The following is a 15,944-nucleotide window of genomic DNA, read 5'->3' on the forward strand; positions in this document are numbered from 1 at the left end:
CGCCACGTTGCTTGGTGAGCGTAGCCCACGGGAAAACGTCACTTAACGAATCAGGGCCCCTCCGGTATGGAGGGGCCCTGATTCAGTGTCTCAGGTCGCCCGGAACCCTGTGGGGCGCCGAAACGAAACCGGTGTGCGGTCTAGTCGACCGGAACCGGGGCCTTCTGGTGAAGGCGGTCAGTCTCGTCATGCCAGTCTGAGCTGAGCGGCTTGAGTGTCGGCTCTACGGCGCGTGCGTGGTGGCCGCAGAAAAGAAGCTCACCGCCGGAGGCACCGAGAACAACTCGGACATATGCCTGTGCTCCGCAACGATCGCACCGGTCTGCGGCGGTCAGTGTGCGGTCCGCAACTGCTGTTGTCATGTTCGGCCTCCTTAGTAGATCGGTATACCTATATAACCAGCATTCGTGGCCAAACCATGGCACGGATGGCCTTCTTTCGCTGTCCGCGTATCACGTCTCAGTAACGGCGAGTGGGCGGAGAGCGCCTGCGGGGAGTGGCAAACCGTCGATGACCCGGAGTCCGACTAATCTAGGAAGAGCGTCAAATTCTGTGACTGCCCACCTTTGCACGCTGCAGGGGCGGTCCCGATCCTGTAAGGAGTTCACGACCCGTGGCACCCAGTTCTGATTACACCGCCCGGCACCTCTCCGTGCTGGAGGGCCTCGAGGCCGTCCGTAAGCGCCCGGGTATGTACATCGGCTCCACGGACTCCCGCGGACTCATGCACTGCCTCTGGGAAATCATCGACAACTCCGTCGACGAGGCCTTGGCCGGCTTCGGCCACGACATCAAGATCATCCTCCATGCGGATAACTCGGTGGAGATCCACGACGACGGCCGTGGCGTTCCGGTGGACGTCGAACCGAAAACCGGGCTGACCGGCGTCGAGGTGGTATTCACCAAACTGCACGCCGGCGGAAAGTTTGGCGGCGGCTCCTACACCGCTTCCGGCGGTCTGCACGGCGTTGGCGCTTCCGTGGTCAACGCGCTCTCGGCCCGCCTCGACGTCGAAGTGGACCGCGGCGGCAAGACGTACAAGATGTCCTTCCGCCGCGGGGAGCCTGGCCGGTTCAAGGATCCGGGCACGAAGCCGGACCCCGCGACCCTCTTCGAACCCTTCATTGACGGCTCCGTGCTGGATGTCGTGGGGAAGGCCAAGCGCGGTGTGACCGGAACCCGGATCCGCTACTGGGCGGACCGCCAGATCTTCACGCCCGACGCCAAATTCTCCTACGATGACCTCGCCGCACGTGCCCGCCAGACCTCGTTCCTGGTCCCCGGACTGAAGCTCACGGTCCGGGATGAACGCCGGGTTGCCGGCACGCCCGGCGAATCCGGCCCGCACGAGGAGGTCTTCCACCACGACGGCGGCATCTCCGAGTTTGTCGACTTCCTCGCCGCCGACCCGGCCGTCACGGACATCTGGCGCCTCCACGGTGCCGGGAAATTCAAGGAAACCGTCCCCGTCCTCGACGAAAAGGGCCACAGCCAGCTCGCGGAGGTCGAACGCGACTGCGAGGTCGACGTCGCGCTGCGCTGGGGCATCGGCTACGACAGCACGGTCCGCACCTTCGTCAACATCATTTCCACGCCGAAGGGCGGTACCCACCAGTCCGGCTTCGAGCAGGCCCTGCTCAAGACGTTCCGCAAGGCCGTGGAGACCAATGCCCGCAAGCTCAAGGCCGGCAACGACAAGATCGAAAAAGACGACATCTTCGCCGGCCTGACCGCAGTCCTGACCGTCCGGCTGGCCGAACCTCAGTTCGAGGGCCAGACCAAGGAAATCCTGGGCACGTCCGCCGTGCGGGCCATCGTGGCCAAGGTGGTGGAACAGGAGATCAGCGCCAAGCTGACGTCCGCGAACCGCAACGACAAGGCCCAGTCCGCGCTGCTGCTGGAAAAGATCGTCAGCGAGATGAAGTCCCGCATCTCCGCGCGGGTCCACAAGGAAACCCAGCGCCGGAAGAATGCACTGGAAACCTCATCCATGCCCACCAAGCTCGCCGACTGCCGCACGGACGACGTCGGACGCTCCGAACTGTTCATCGTCGAAGGTGACTCCGCACTCGGCACCGCCAAGCTGGCGAGGTCCTCCGACTTCCAGGCGCTCCTGCCGATCCGCGGCAAAATCCTCAACGTCCAGAAGGCCTCTGTGGGGGACATGCTCTCCAATGCAGAGTGCGCGGCCCTGATCCAGGTGGTGGGAGCCGGCTCGGGCCGGACGTTCGACATCAGCGCCGCCCGGTACGGCAAGGTGATCCTGATGACCGACGCCGACGTCGACGGCGCCCACATCCGGACCCTGCTCCTGACGCTCTTCTTCCGCTACATGCGCCCGATGATCGACGAGGGCCGAGTCTTCGCCGCCGTCCCGCCGCTGCACCGGGTGGAGGTGGTCAACGCCGGCCAGAAGGCCAACGAGATGATCTACACCTACTCCGAGGCCGAGCTCCATGTCCTGCTGGCGCGGCTCGCAAAAGAGGGCAAGCGCTACAAGGAGCCGATCCAGCGCTACAAGGGTCTGGGTGAGATGGACGCCGAGCAGCTGGCCGAAACCACCATGGACCCCCGTCACCGGACTCTCCGCAAGGTCGGGATCGAGAACGCCAAGCAGGCCGAAGAGACGTTCGACCTCCTTATGGGCTCGGACGTGGCGCCCCGCAAGGACTTCATCATTGCAGGCGCCGCAAACCTGGACCGGGAGCGCATCGACGCCTGATGTCCCGCCGGCGGGTACGGGCCGTGCGACAGAGATCCCTCCCGTCGCGGCTGCCCCGCCGGCACCTGGCTCGCCCAACCTTTGCCCAAGGTGCTTCCGATAGCTTCATCTCACCGATGCGGGCAAAGGACGCCCGGATTCGGATTCCGCAGCCGAATCCAGGAGACCCCTATGAAGCAACGCCGGAATATCCGCCGCGCGGCCATCGCCGCCTCGATCGGATTGGCGGCCAGCCTTGCGCCGCCCGCACTCGCTGACAACGGAACAAACACGGCATCCCTGCGTGCCGCCGTGTCGGCGAAGAACATCATGAAGCATCTCGCATCGCTCCAGGCGGTCGCGGACGCCAACGGCGGCACCCGCGCTGCCAGCACTCCCGGCTATGAAGCCTCCGCCCGGTACATCGAGCGGAAGTTGCGGGCCGCCGGCTACACCCCGGTCCGCCAAACTTTCCCCTACGACCGCTATGACACGGTCTCGGCCTCCATGGAGCGGCTATCGCCATCCCCAAGAAGCTACACCTATGACGCCCCGGACGGCTTCCTCGATATGGTCTACTCCGGTTCCGGCGACGTCACTGCCCCGCTGGCCGCCGTCGACATCAACCTGGCCGGTGACCGGGCCTCCACCAGCGGCTGCGAGGCAGCTGACTTCGGCGCGTTCACACCGGGCAGCATCGCCCTGATCCAGCGCGGCACGTGCACCTTCCGGATCAAAGCGGACAACGCCGCCGCGGCCGGAGCAGCCGGCGTCATCATCTTCAACCAGGGCAATGACGACCCGGGCGACGAGCGCTTTGCCTTGTTCGGCGGCACGCTGGACGCGCCTCAGGCCAGTCTCCCTGTGGTCAGCACCAGCTTCGCGACCGGCGCCGAACTCGCCGGGCTGACAGGCGTCAGCATGCACCTCTCCGTGAACGCCACCGTCACCGCACTGACGTCCTTCAACATCCTGGCCGACACCGGCGGACGTGCGGACCGCACCGTCCTGGTGGGGGCGCATCTCGATTCCGTGCCTGAGGGGCCCGGCATCAACGACAACGGCACCGGGACCGCCTCCATCCTGGAGACGGCGATCCAGTTGAAGGCGTCCCGCCAGACCCCGGTCAACAGGGTCCGCTTCGCCTTCTGGGGAGGAGAGGAGCCCGGACTCATCGGCTCGGACTACTACGCTTCCCAGCTGACGGCGAGCCAGATAAAGACTCACGCGGTCAACCTCAACTTCGATATGGTCGGCTCGCCGAACTTTGTCCGGTACGTCTACGACGGCGACGGTTCCTCCTTCGGCACAAAGGGCCCCAACGGCTCCGGGCTCGTCGAGAAGGTCTTCGTGGACTACTTCAAGTCCCAGAACCTGCCCACCGCGCCGACGGAGTTTGACGGGCGCTCGGACTACTCCGGGTTCATCAACAACGGGATTCCTGCGGGCGGCCTGTTCACGGGCGCGGAAGGCATCAAGACCGCGGAGGAGGCGGCGGTGTTCGGCGGGACAGCGAATGTTGCGCATGACTCCTGCTACCACCAGGCCTGCGACACGATCGGCAACGTCAACACCACTGTGCTGGAGCAAATGGCCGACGCGATCGCCCACTCCACACTGACCTTCGCCATGACCACCTCGGCGGTCAATGGATCCGCCAAGGGCAACGGCTCCGGGAACGTCGACCTCCAGTTCAAGGCCAGCAAGCTGCTGAAATAACAGCGCAGACTGCTAAGCCGGGCCGCTTCGCCGTTCTTCTGGCGGGGCGGCCCGGCGTTTGAGCGCGATGATCAGATTGGCTGGGGCCGGCCCTAGCCGAGCAGGCCGGGGACCAGCAACAGGGCCGTCGGCACGGCCAGCAGCAGCACACAGCAGGCCAGGACGACGGCGCGCAGCGGTTCCGACAGCGGCGGCCGGGGCGAGAGCAGGCGGCTGACCCGGGACGCCGTCGTACCGGCCGAGCCAGTGCCTCCAGTGGCGCCGGGCTGGCTGGAGTCGACGTCGGACAGGCCGGGCTCGCCGAACGCCAAGCGTGCCGCGGGGGTGGCCGGTGAACCGCTGGCCACAATGGCAATCGCCTTGATGAGGGTCGCCTTGCTCTCTGTCTTGAGCGCGACGTCGTCGGCCAGCATTTCGATCAGGGAGTTGACCGATTCCTGCGCCAGCCGGGTGGTGGGGAGCCATGGCAGGGCCTGGCGCCACGCGGCGAAGGCCCACAGCAGGAGGTGGTGGCGCTGGCTCAGGTGCGCGTTCTCGTGAATCAGCACGGCACGCAGCTCATCGGGCTCCAGGGCGGCCATGAGCCCGTCGGAGAGAACAGTCACGGACCGTGCGCCGCCGGGCAGGCAGTACGCCACGGGGGAGTCCACGTTCAGGACCATGGTCCCCGGGCCGTCAGAGGACGGTGAGGCCAGAAGGTCCAGCAGTTCGCGGTGGCGCCGGCGCTGTCGCTGGATCTTGTAGTAGGTCAGCAGCAGGGTGAAAACAAGGTGCGCCGTCAGTAGGGCCGCGGCCGAGAGCGCAAAAATGTGCCAGAAGCCCAGATCGGTAGTGGGGGCATTGTTGAAGACCATCCCCGCCAGGGCCCGCAGGCCGGAGAGCAGGCTATCCCCGATCGGCTCGAGCCCGTAGACCAGCATGGCGCCGATCATGGACAGGCCACCGGCCAGGGCGATCGCCTGCCACAGCAGCATCGCCGTGAAAGGAGAGCGGGCCGGCCACTGGGCACGGGAGAGGAGGATAGGCACCGGCCACGCCAATGCTATCGCCAGGACCGCCAGAAAATATGAGGTCCAGAACATCGGGCGCTAGTTGCGGCCCAATAGCTTGCGCAGGGTTTCTGCTTCGTTGTCCGTGACGGAACCAATGAACCGGGCAAGGACGGCCTCGCGGTCCGGGGCCGAGCCGAGGACCTCGTGCATGAGCTCCGCGGTGTGGTCCGCGCGGCTCGAGACAGCCTGGTAGCGGTGCGGGCGGGTGCCGCGTTCGCGTTCAACAAGGCCCTTGCGCTCGAGGCGGGAGAGCACGGTCAGCACCGTGGTGACCGCGAGGTCCTTGCCCACGTGTCCGGCCGTGCCGTCCTGGGGGTGAGTGCTCTGCGCGAGGAGGTCCCGCAACGTGTTGGCCGTCGCAGCTTCTTGGCCTGCCCAGAGCAGGTCCATCACTGCCCGTTCCAGTTCACCGAGACTTGCCATTGCGTACATCCTTCTATGACTGCAGCACCGGCGTCGTGCTGGGAAAATGCTGGTGCCTGCCGGTGCGCTATATGTGAATACTTCAGTTACAAATTTAGCGTGTTTTGCGCATTCTTTCTACATGAAGTAGAACACGGCCGTTCGGCGTGTCGGACGGCCGGTCTGGAGCGCCGGGACGGCGCCAGTCCGACCATTGCAGGCCGTGACGCGCCGTGGGAGTCTGAGTTACGGGGAAGCGCCGTTGTGTTCTACACTCTGTAGAAGACTTACTTCTACGCCGCGTAGAAGTTGCTCGGACCTAGCCAAAAGTAGGGACTGCCTTGGACGCCTTGGAAATCGCACGCTGGCAATTCGGAATCACCACGGTCTACCACTTCATGATGGTGCCGCTCACGATCGGCCTCGGGCTGGTGGTGGCTGTGATCCAGACGCTCTGGTACCGCACCGGCAAGCCGGAATATCTGCGCATGACGAAGTTCTGGGGCAAGCTCTTCCTGATCAACTTCATCATGGGCGTCGCCACCGGAATCGTGCAGGAATTCCAGTTCGGCATGGCCTGGAGCGAGTACAGCCGCTTTGTCGGTGACGTGTTCGGCGCCCCGCTGGCCATGGAAGCGCTCCTGGCCTTCTTCGTCGAGTCAACGTTCCTGGGCCTGTGGATCTTCGGCTGGAAACAACTCAAACCCGGCGTCCACCTGGCCTGCCTCTGGGTTGCCGTGATTGGCTCCGTGTTCTCGGCCTACTTCATCATCGTGGCCAACAGCTGGATGCAGCACCCCGTCGGCGTCGAAATGGTCAACGGCCGGCCCGTCATGACCGACGCGTGGGCCGTCTTCACCAACAACACCGCCCTCGTGGCCGTGCCGCACACCCTGTTCGGCGCCCTCGCCGTCGCCGGAGGCTTCCTCCTCGGGATCGCCTGGTACCACCTGTGGCGCCGCCGCCACGACGGCATCGACACGATCGGGGCCGATGGCAAGGTGATTCCCGGCGAGGCCGCCGGCATCCTCGGTCGGGACCGCGCAGACCACACCGTCTGGATCCGCTCGCTGCGGATCGGCGCCGTCGTCGCCATGATTTCCTTCGCTGGCACCGCCGTCACCGGGGACCTCCAGGGCAAGCTCATGTTCGAGCAGCAGCCCATGAAGATGGCCGCCGCCGAGGCAGCCTGCCACGACGGCACCGGCTTCTCGGTCCTCAGCGTCGGCAACGTCGGCGCCAAGAACTGCGACGACATCGTGGCCGTGATCGAGGTCCCCGGCATCCTGTCCTTCCTGGCCAAGGGCGACTTCACCACGGAGGTCAAGGGCGTCAACAGCCTCCTGGATGAGTACCAGGCCAAGTACGGCACCACTTTGCCGGACAACCCCATCTACGGGGACCGCGCCGGCCAGCAAATCCAGTACGTGCCCGTCATGGAGGTCACCTACTGGGGCTTCCGGATGATGATCGGCTTCGGTGGCGTGGCCGCCCTCGCCGCCCTGGTGGCCCTGTGGGCCACGCGCAAGGGAACCGTGCCGGCCTCCCGCGGACTCATGCGCCTGGCGGTGTTCGGCATCCTCGCACCCTTCGGTGCCAACGCCGCGGGCTGGATCTTCACCGAGATGGGCCGCCAGCCGTTCGTCGTCGCCCCGAACCCGGACCCCAGCGGAATCGATCAGGTCTTCATGTTCACCGCCGCGGCCGTCTCACCGGGAGTCTCGGCCGGCGAGATCCTGACCTCCCTCGTGGTGCTGACCAGCATTTATGCAGTGCTACTGGTGGTGGAGGTCAAGCTCCTGGTCAAGTACATCCGCGGCGGCGTGGCCTCGGCCATGCCGGAACTCGCACATGCCCCCGTTGACGAAAACGAGGACGGCACCCCCCGGGGCGGTCCAGGCAAGCCCGACGACGACGTCCTGGCTTTCGCCTACTAGGCGCCCGCCCAGCAACCCACCTACCCAGCAACCCCACACAAAAAGCGCAGAGGATTCTCAGCATGGAACTGCTACCCACCATCTGGTTCGTCGCCATCGCGGTGCTGTGGACGGGCTATCTCTTTCTCGAGGGCTTCGACCTTGGCGTCGGGATGCTGATGAAGGTATTCGCCCGGAACAACACGGAGCGTCGCGTCCTGATCAACACGATCGGCCCGGTCTGGGACGGCAACGAGGTCTGGCTCCTGACCGCCGGCGGTGCCACCTTCGCGGCCTTCCCGCTGTGGTACGCCTCGCTGTTCTCCGCACTGTACCTGCCGCTGCTGCTGGTCCTCGTGGCGCTCATCTTCCGTGCAGTCGCTTTCGAATACCGCGGCAAAGTGGACAACCCCCGGTGGCGCGCCCGCTGGGACTGGGCCATCGCGGCAGGATCGTTCGTCGCTGCCTTCGGCGTCGGCGCCGCACTGGCCCTGACCACCACGGGACTGCCGCTGGATGCCAACGGTGACCGCGAGGGCGGCCCGTTCGCCTGGTTCAGCGGCTACGCCGTGCTCGGCGGGTTCGCCGTCGTCGGGTTCTCCCTCCTGCACGGGCTCGGGTTCCTGGCGCTGAAGACCGACGGCGAGGTCCGCCACCGGGCGCGGGCATGGTTCGTCCGGTTGCTGCCCGTGCTGCTGCTGCCTATCGCCGGCTGGGCCGTGAGCCTCCAACTTCTCAGCGGCGAGGCCTGGACCATCGCTGCCGTCGTCGCCGCCGTGGTCGCGGCAGTCCTGGCGTGGAATTTTGCCCGGAAGGATGCCGAAGGCCGTGCCTTCTTGTCGCTGGGGGCATTCCTCCTGCTTGGCAGCGCATCCATCTTCGGTGCCGCCTTCCCCGTGGTGCTCCCGTCCACCCTGGATCCCGCGTTCAACCTGACAGTCTCCAACGCCTCGTCCTCGGACTACACCCTGGGCCTGATGAGCATTGTGGCCTGCATCGGGCTGCCGCTGGTCCTGGCGTACCAGGCCTGGACGTACTGGGTGTTCCGGCGCCGGGTCAGCGCGGCGCACATCCCCGAGGCCCACAGCTTCCTTCCCGCGATCGCCGCCAAAGCCCTGGCACCGAAGGACTAACTCGCTGATGAGACCGTTCCCCGCCGGCCCTGCGACCCGTTCCGCCCTCTACCTGCTGGGACTGCTGGCCGCCCTGAAGGCGCTGTCCCTTGTGCTGATGGCCCAGGCCGTGGCATCGATGCTCGCCGGGCTCGCGGCGCATGACCCCGCCTGGGCCGACCAGCTGGTTCTGGGGGCCGCCGGAGCCGTGCTGCGCTCACTGACCGTGTGGGCGCAGTCGGTGGCCTCGCGCCGGGCGGCACTCGGGGTAAAGGAGGAGCTGCGCTCTCAGCTGCTGGAGCAGGCGCTCAGGAACGGAACGCGGGCGTCCGGGCCCGCCGACGGCGGCCTCGCCGTGCTGGCCACCCGTGGGCTGGATGCCCTGGATAACTACTACACCCAGTTCCTGCCCGCGTTGGTCAACTGCGCGGCCATCCCGCTGCTGCTGGGGGCCAGCATCCTGTTCGCCGACTGGATCAGCGCCGTGGTGATCGTGCTGACGGTGCCGCTGGTGCCGCTGTTCATGGTGCTGATCGGGCGGTACACAGAGGAACGCGTCAGGGAAGCCCAGTCCGCACTGGCGCGGCTCTCCGGCCACATGCTCGAACTCGCCAAAGGCCTGCCCGTCCTGGTGGGCCTGGGCCGGGCCGCCGCCCAGCGCCAGGCACTGGAGGACATGTCCGAGGAATACCGCTCCCGGACCATGGGGACTTTGCGCACGGCCTTTCTTTCCGCCCTGGCCCTTGAGCTCATATCAACCATTTCCGTGGCGGTGGTCGCTGTGTTCATCGGCGTCCGCCTGGTTCACGGCGACATGGCGCTGGAGGCAGGGCTGCTTGCCCTCATCCTGGCCCCCGACTGCTACCTGCCGCTCCGGGAGCTTGGCACCGCACACCACGCCAGCGACGAAGGCCGGGCAGCGCTCGCCGAAACCACTGCGGTCCTTTCAGTGCCGGAAACCGCGCCACTGGTTCCGGCGCCCGACGCCGGATTTGCCGCTGGACCGCCCTCCATCACCGTGGACGGGCTGAGCGTTCGGTTCGGCGGCCGCAGGGATGCCGCCGTCGGTCCGCTGAGCTTCACCGCCCCTGCCGGCCGGATTACGGCACTCGACGGGGCCAGCGGTGCGGGCAAGAGCACCGTGCTCGGAGTCCTCGCGGGGACCGTCGGGACGGGCTCGGGGACCGTCGTATCGGGACGCCTCGGAGGATTCACGACGGCGGATCTCGCCTGGGTGCCCCAGCACCCCGTCATGGTGGCCTCCACGGTGCTGGACGAGATCCGCCTGTATCTCGGTGTTCCCGCCAACGGACCCGACGCCGCCGCGGCCAGCGCTGCCACCGGCGGTTCGGCCAGCGCGGAAAACGATGCGGCAGCGCAGCGGTGCCTCGCGGCCGTGGGCGCGGAACACCTGGCCGCCAAGCACCCGGCCGAGCTGAGCCCGGGGGAGCTGCGGCGGGTGGCGCTGGCCCGCGGGCTGGCACGGATCGAGGCCGGCGCCAGCGTACTGCTCCTGGATGAACCCACCGCCCATCTGGACCGGGAATCGGCCACAAAGGTCAATCGGACCCTCGCCGGGCTCCGGGGACAGGTCACTGTGCTGCTCGTCGCGCACGACCGGCAGACCCGGGAGCTTGCCGACATGCTCGTCGCGGTGGCTCCGCACGGCTCCGGGCGCCACGGAGTCGAATATCCGTCCATCGCCACGCCTTTGCCGGCATCAATCGATGCGGACGTCCAGGCCGCTGACGTCCAGGCCGCGGCCATCCGGCCGCCTTCCGCCGCGGCTGCCGCGACGCCGAGTCCGAGCCGGGGCGCAACGCCGAGCGCAACGCCTGGCGGCCCTGAAGCTGGCGCCGCGCCTGCCGTGGCCGTCGGCTCTGCCGGCTCATTCGGCTCGGTCGGCCCGGCCGGCTCAGTCACCTCCCAGTTGCGTCGCCTGCTGGCCCCGGTAACGGGCCGGTTTGCCGCCGCCGGAGCCGTAGGCACTCTGGCGGCCTTGTTCGCGGTCGCCCTCGCCGGGCTCTCCGGCTGGCTCATCATCCGCGCCAGCGAGCAGCCCCCCATCCTGTACCTGCTCACCGCGATCGTCGGCGTGCGGTTCTTCGGCGTCGGCCGGGCGGGCCTGCGGTACGCCGAACGGCTGCTGCTGCATGACGCCGTGTTCGCCGCCCTGACCCGGCTCCGGGGCCGGCTGTGGGAGTCGCTGAGCCGGCGGGCACTGTCCCTGCGCCGGTTGCTGCAGGGTGGCAACGTCCTGGGCACGGTGGTGGACGACGTCGACACTGTCCGCGAGCTCCTGCCGCGCGTCGTGCTGCCGCCCGTGACTGCCATGGCTGTTGCCGTGGCCGCAGTGTGCGGGATCGGGTTGCTGCTTCCCGCGGCGCTGCCCGCCGTGGTTGTGGCAGCGCTGCTGAGCATCGTCGTTGCCCCGGCACTGGCGTTGGCCGCCGACCGCATGTCTGCCGGCACCGAACAAAAACTCCGCTCCGGCGTGCTCCGTCACGTGGCAGCCGCCCTGGACGCCCGCGCAGAACTGAATGCGAACGGCGTGAGCGCCCCCGTGCTTGGTGCGATAGGCCGGGCGGACCGGGCCGCGACGGCTGCTTCACAGCGGTCGGCGTGGGCGGAAGGGCTCGGCCAGGCCCTGACCGTCCTGGCCTGCGCCGGAGCCGCCCTGGCCAGTGCCGTGCTGGCCGCCCCGCTCGCTCTGAGCGGCGCGGTCGAAGCGGAGACGGTCGCCGTCGTGGTCCTGGTGCAGCTTGCCCTGGTGGACCCCTACGCGGCCATCACCACGGCCGTGCGGCAATACCCGGCGCTGCGCGCCGTAATGCGGCGGATCAGCGAGGCAGGTGTCCTGGAGCCGGGGGCCAATGGTGAACCGGAGGGCGACGACGCCGCAACGGGCGGCCTGGTGCACGTGCCTTCGCGACCCGGCGGCGGGCCCGGGATCGAACTTGTGGACCTCGCAGCCGCGTGGCCTGGCAGCGGCAACGTCTTTACCGGACTCACTGCCGAGGCCGGCCCAGGGCGCTGGCTGGCCGTCACCGGCGCCTCCGGCTCCGGCAAATCGACCCTGCTGGCAGCGATCCTGGGTTTCCTGCCGGCGGCCGGCGGCCACCTGTACCTGAGCGGGCGCGCCGCCTGGTGCCCGCAGGAGGCGCACCTTTTCGACTCGACCATCCGGGGCAACCTTCAACTCGCGCGGCCTGAGCCCGCTCGCGCCGGCACGGACAGCGCCACGGGTGCGGCCGGGGATGCCGCGCGAGCCGGGGATGCCGCGGCGGGCGGAACGTCCGCGGCCGCCGGAGGCGACGAGCAGATGCGCGCTGCCCTCGACGCCGTCGGACTTGGTCCGGTGCTGGCCCGGCTTGAGGACGGACTGGACACCCGGATCGGCCCGGGCGGGGCGTTCCTCAGCGGCGGGGAGCGTACCCGTCTGGCCGTTGCGCGCACGCTCATGACCGGGGCCGATATCATCTTGCTCGATGAACCGACCGCACACCTCGATGCGGAATCAGGCAGGCTCATGCTCGCCGAATTGCGGAACGGGCTGCGCGACCGGACCGTTGTCCTTGTCACCCACAACCCGAACGATATCGACCCCGCTGACACCAGACTCGACCTCGACGCCGCGGCTGCCGCGGCCGCCGCGGGCGACGGTCCGGCGCCGGCGGCTGTGCTGGCGCGGGGGTAGCCGGCCGATTAGCCTGTTGCCATGAACCAAAACGGCGAGCTCCTGCCCCGGCCCGCACTCGATCCCCGGCTGTCCTGGCGGGCGGCGGAGCACGGCGACCTCGACTCGTGGGCCAGGCTGATCGCCCGGACCGCCGCCGTCGAGCAGCCCGTCTGGTTTGAACGCCGGGCGGATCTGGAACAGATCCTGGAGTCGAAGAACAACCCGGTGGCGGCAAACACCCTCCTCGGCTTCGATCCGGACGGTGTTGCCCGGGCATATGGCCGGATCACCAAGAACCGCGACGGTGACAAGGCGAACGGCTCCGGCTGCGTTGACCCTGAGTGGCAGGGGAGCGGGATCGGCACCGGACTGCTGGGCTGGATGGAACAGCGGACCAGGGACCGCTTCGCCGAGGACGCGCGCGCGGCGGGGACTGCCGACGAGGACGGGGACGCACGGAGCGCGGTCCCGCGCCCGAGGCTGCGGCTCTACATGGAGCAGCAGCACCAACACCAGGCCGCCTTGTTCGCCGGTTCCGGCTACGGCATTGTCCGCTATTACAACGAGATGCACCGGCCGCTGACCCAGACTGTGCCTGAGGCCATCCTGGACCCGGCACTGGAGCTCGTGACGTTTGGACCGGCGCTGCATGAGCCGGTGCGGCTGGCGCACAACGCGGCATTTCGGGACCACTGGGGCAGCGAGCCCCGCGACGAGGAGGCCTGGGGCTTTGTGGTGAACGATCCGCAGGCCCGGCCGGACTTGAGCGGCGTCGTACTGGACCGTTCCACCGGGATTGTGGCCGGCTACCAGCTGGCCACCCACGACGCCGAGGCCGCCCTGACCCGGGGGTTCCGCGAGGGATACACCGAGCTCCTCGGAGTCCGGCGGGAATTCCGGGGCCGGGGCATCGCGCAGGTGCTCCTGGCCGATGCCATGCGCCGCTTCGCCGCCGCGGGGATGGACGTGGCTTCGCTGGACGTCGATTCGGAGAACCCCACCGGAGCCCTCGCGCTCTACGTCAAGATGGGCTATGTGGCGGTCAACCGAAGCATGGCTTGGGACAAGGATCTCCAGCGGTCGGCGCCTTAGGGAATGCTCTAGGGGACAGCTTTATCTAGGGGACCGCAGACTTGCCGTGTGGGTGCCAGCCGGCCGGCGTGCTGGCCGTGTTTCGCGCTAGCCGTCCACACGCTAGCCGTCCACGTCGTGGAGGTGATGGACGACGTCGTGCAGGAAGTACTGCGCGAAAGTCAGGACATTGAACACCGAGCCGTTGCTCCGCGTTCCTTTGCGCCCCCAATCCTCCTCGGGGACCCGCGCGAAGGACGCGGCAATCTGCTCGCCCTCGGCGGTCAATTCAACACCGACTTCAGCTGGGTCGGCGTTGGCGTAGTCCTTCTCGATTGCCGTTTTGTCCTGGTCCCAGTCATCGAACCGGGCATCGTCCTCGGTCAGCATGAGGGACAGGCGGTGATCGAAAAGCGCGAAGACGTCCCGGACGTGGCATCCGTACTCGAGGACGGACCACGTGGCCTCATTGGGGCGTTCCGCCGCGTCCGGCCGTCGGAGGGCCGCCCGCCAGCGCGGGAGCATGCTGCTGACCATCCCCGGGGCCGTGGCAGGGGTCGCAGCCGAGGCATCGAAACCGCACTCGGGGCAGGGCCGTGACAGGACCCAGGTCCAGTCCTTGGAATCGGGAATGATAGGCATTCCAGCAGTGTAGGTGCATTTGTTCCGCCGGGCATGCCGACTCGGTGCAACAGCCGGTGGGGGCCGCGACCCGCAAGGTCATGCCCACCTGGCCGCCGCGTTCACTGCAGAGTTGTCGCGGAGGATCTTCCTGACGACAAACCGGCCATGGCGATGTCGCCTTTGTTGCCAGAGTGCACACTCGGGGTCCTGCCTAAAAATGTCACACCCCTTTGGCAGACTCTGGTTATGGAAGCCGTCAGGGATTTCATTGCTTGCCAGGAAGAGGGGCAGGACACGGACCGGGGCCCAGCCCCGGTCCAGCAACCCAGTGTGGACGGGATTGACGGCTTGGACGGGGCGCTGGCCGCGTTGCAGGCGTTGAGTGGGACGGTGGTGGAGGACGCGGGGTCGTGGGGATTCCGGGCCGCGTCGGACTTCGCCGGACGGGTGGAGGAGTTCTCGCGCACGGTGGAGTTTCTGCAGCTGGTGGCGGCTTCGGCTGTGGACCGGACCCGGAAGCAGTCCGCGGCCGATGCCGGGGCCGCGGGGGCTGTCACCTCGTGGACCACGGGCTGGCGGGAGAGCCCGGCCGGCTGGGAGACCGGCGGATCCGGAGCCGCGGAGCCTGCCGGCACCGCCGCGGCAGGCGCGTCCGCAGGCGGCGCGTCCGTGGCGGCGTCCGTGACGGCTGCCGTATCCGGATCGGCGGCCGCGGCGGCGCCTCCTGCCTCTGCGACGGCTGACGTGGCTGACGGGTCAGCCGTGCCGGCGTCGGTCCTGGATGACGGGTACCGGAACACCATGGAGTTCCTGCGGGCCCGGCTGCGGATCGGCGCCGCGGAGGCCCGGCGGAGGCTCTCCCTCGCCGAGGCTCTGCTGCCCGGGCAGGGACTCGCCGGCCGGCCGGTGCCGCCCCTGCACCGGGAGCTCGGGGCCGCGGTCGCGGCCGGTGAAGTCGCGTCCCGGGCCGCGAGCGTCATCACCGCCGCGCTCGAGCGGGTCCGGCCCCTGTGCGAGGCGGACGCCGCGGCCCGGATGGAACACGCCCTGACCCGCACGGCCGCCGAGAACGACGCCGACTTCCTCGTCCGCGTCACCCGCAGCTGGGCCGACGCGCTGGACCAGGACGGCGCCGAGCCCTCCGAGGAACTGCTGCGCCAGCTCCAGGGCGCCTTCATCCGCCGCCGGCGCCACGGCCTGCACCACCTCGAGATCTTCGCGACCACCGAACAGTTCGAACACCTCCTGACCGTCATGAACACCGCCACCAACCCCCGCACCGGCAACACCGGAACCTCCCCGGCCACGGACACCGCCGAGAGGTCCGCCGCCGGCGCCACTGCTGCCGGTGACGGCTGGACCGCAGGCACGGCCGCCGGCGCCACTGCTGCCGGCGGCGGCTGGACTGCCGGCGCGGCCTCCGGTGACGGCTGGACTGCCGGCGGCGGCTGGACCGCCGGTGCGGCCTCCGGTGACGCTTCGGTCAGTGCTGCTGCTGCCGGGGCATCGGCCTGCGTATCCCGTGCCGACTACGCCCCGTCCGGTGCAGGCGCTTCTGCTTCCGACGTTTCGACCGGTGCAGGCGCTTCGGCTGCCGCGACCAGCCCGGAGCACCAGCCCGGCCCCGGCGATGAGCCCGCCGCGGATGAGGACCCCGCGCTGCCGGCC

11 protein-coding genes are annotated in these 15,944 nt (G+C 68.3%); 7 read left to right on the forward strand and 4 right to left on the reverse strand.

The genetic code is table 11. From position 1 onward, the window contains the following. Positions 1-140: 140 nt before the first annotated feature. Positions 141-362, reverse strand: a complete 222-nt coding sequence (locus tag AC1D2F_RS21545; RefSeq protein ID WP_026266251.1) for a DUF7455 domain-containing protein — start codon at positions 360-362, stop codon at positions 141-143. Between the two features lie 251 nt (positions 363-613). Between AC1D2F_RS21545 and AC1D2F_RS21550 the strand changes: the two genes are divergently transcribed. Both AC1D2F_RS21550 and AC1D2F_RS21555 read left to right on the forward strand, forming a co-directional pair. After that, positions 614-2,722: a DNA gyrase/topoisomerase IV subunit B gene (locus tag AC1D2F_RS21550; protein WP_229993245.1), complete on the forward strand. Its 2,109-nt coding sequence runs from the start codon at positions 614-616 to the stop codon at positions 2,720-2,722. Positions 2,723-2,893: 171 nt separating this feature from the next. Next, positions 2,894-4,420, forward strand: a complete 1,527-nt coding sequence (locus AC1D2F_RS21555) for a M20/M25/M40 family metallo-hydrolase (RefSeq protein WP_476967670.1) — start codon at positions 2,894-2,896, stop codon at positions 4,418-4,420. Positions 4,421-4,512: 92 nt separating this feature from the next. On the opposite strand, the gene AC1D2F_RS21560 is transcribed toward AC1D2F_RS21555, so the two are convergent. Together AC1D2F_RS21560 and AC1D2F_RS21565 are read right to left on the reverse strand one after the other, a co-directional pair. Beyond that, positions 4,513-5,502, reverse strand: coding sequence for a M56 family metallopeptidase (locus tag AC1D2F_RS21560; protein WP_229993247.1), 990 nt, complete (start codon positions 5,500-5,502; stop codon positions 4,513-4,515). Between the two features lie 6 nt (positions 5,503-5,508). After that, the gene (locus AC1D2F_RS21565) at positions 5,509-5,895 is read right to left on the reverse strand and encodes a BlaI/MecI/CopY family transcriptional regulator (protein WP_229993248.1); all 387 of its coding nucleotides are present in this window, start codon (positions 5,893-5,895) and stop codon (positions 5,509-5,511) included. Positions 5,896-6,215: 320 nt separating this feature from the next. Here AC1D2F_RS21565 and AC1D2F_RS21570 point away from each other — a divergent pair, with 320 nt between their 5' ends. From AC1D2F_RS21570 to AC1D2F_RS21585, 4 genes are all read left to right on the forward strand, one after another. After that, positions 6,216-7,811, forward strand: a complete 1,596-nt coding sequence (locus AC1D2F_RS21570) for a cytochrome ubiquinol oxidase subunit I (protein ID WP_229993249.1) — start codon at positions 6,216-6,218, stop codon at positions 7,809-7,811. 62 nt (positions 7,812-7,873) lie between these two features. After that, the gene (gene cydB / locus AC1D2F_RS21575) at positions 7,874-8,923 is read left to right on the forward strand and encodes a cytochrome d ubiquinol oxidase subunit II (RefSeq protein ID WP_364744459.1); all 1,050 of its coding nucleotides are present in this window, start codon (positions 7,874-7,876) and stop codon (positions 8,921-8,923) included. Positions 8,924-8,930: 7 nt separating this feature from the next. Beyond that, positions 8,931-12,599 (forward strand): thiol reductant ABC exporter subunit CydD, encoded by a 3,669-nt coding sequence (gene cydD, locus AC1D2F_RS21580; protein ID WP_476967671.1) that lies wholly within the window; start codon positions 8,931-8,933, stop codon positions 12,597-12,599. Positions 12,600-12,620: 21 nt separating this feature from the next. Continuing rightward, complete coding sequence (locus AC1D2F_RS21585) at positions 12,621-13,673, forward strand: GNAT family N-acetyltransferase (RefSeq protein WP_229993252.1); 1,053 nt, start codon at positions 12,621-12,623, stop codon at positions 13,671-13,673. Positions 13,674-13,775: 102 nt separating this feature from the next. Here AC1D2F_RS21585 and AC1D2F_RS21590 read toward each other — a convergent pair whose 3' ends face one another. Continuing rightward, a complete protein-coding gene (locus AC1D2F_RS21590) occupies positions 13,776-14,294 on the reverse strand; it encodes a DinB family protein (protein ID WP_476967672.1) in 519 nt (172 codons plus the stop codon). 228 nt (positions 14,295-14,522) lie between these two features. Here AC1D2F_RS21590 and AC1D2F_RS21595 point away from each other — a divergent pair. Further along, positions 14,523-15,944: DUF222 domain-containing protein (locus tag AC1D2F_RS21595; RefSeq protein ID WP_476967673.1), on the forward strand; the 1,422-nt coding region annotated here is incomplete at its 3' end.

Source organism: Arthrobacter sp. P1_B3, assembly GCF_056406615.1.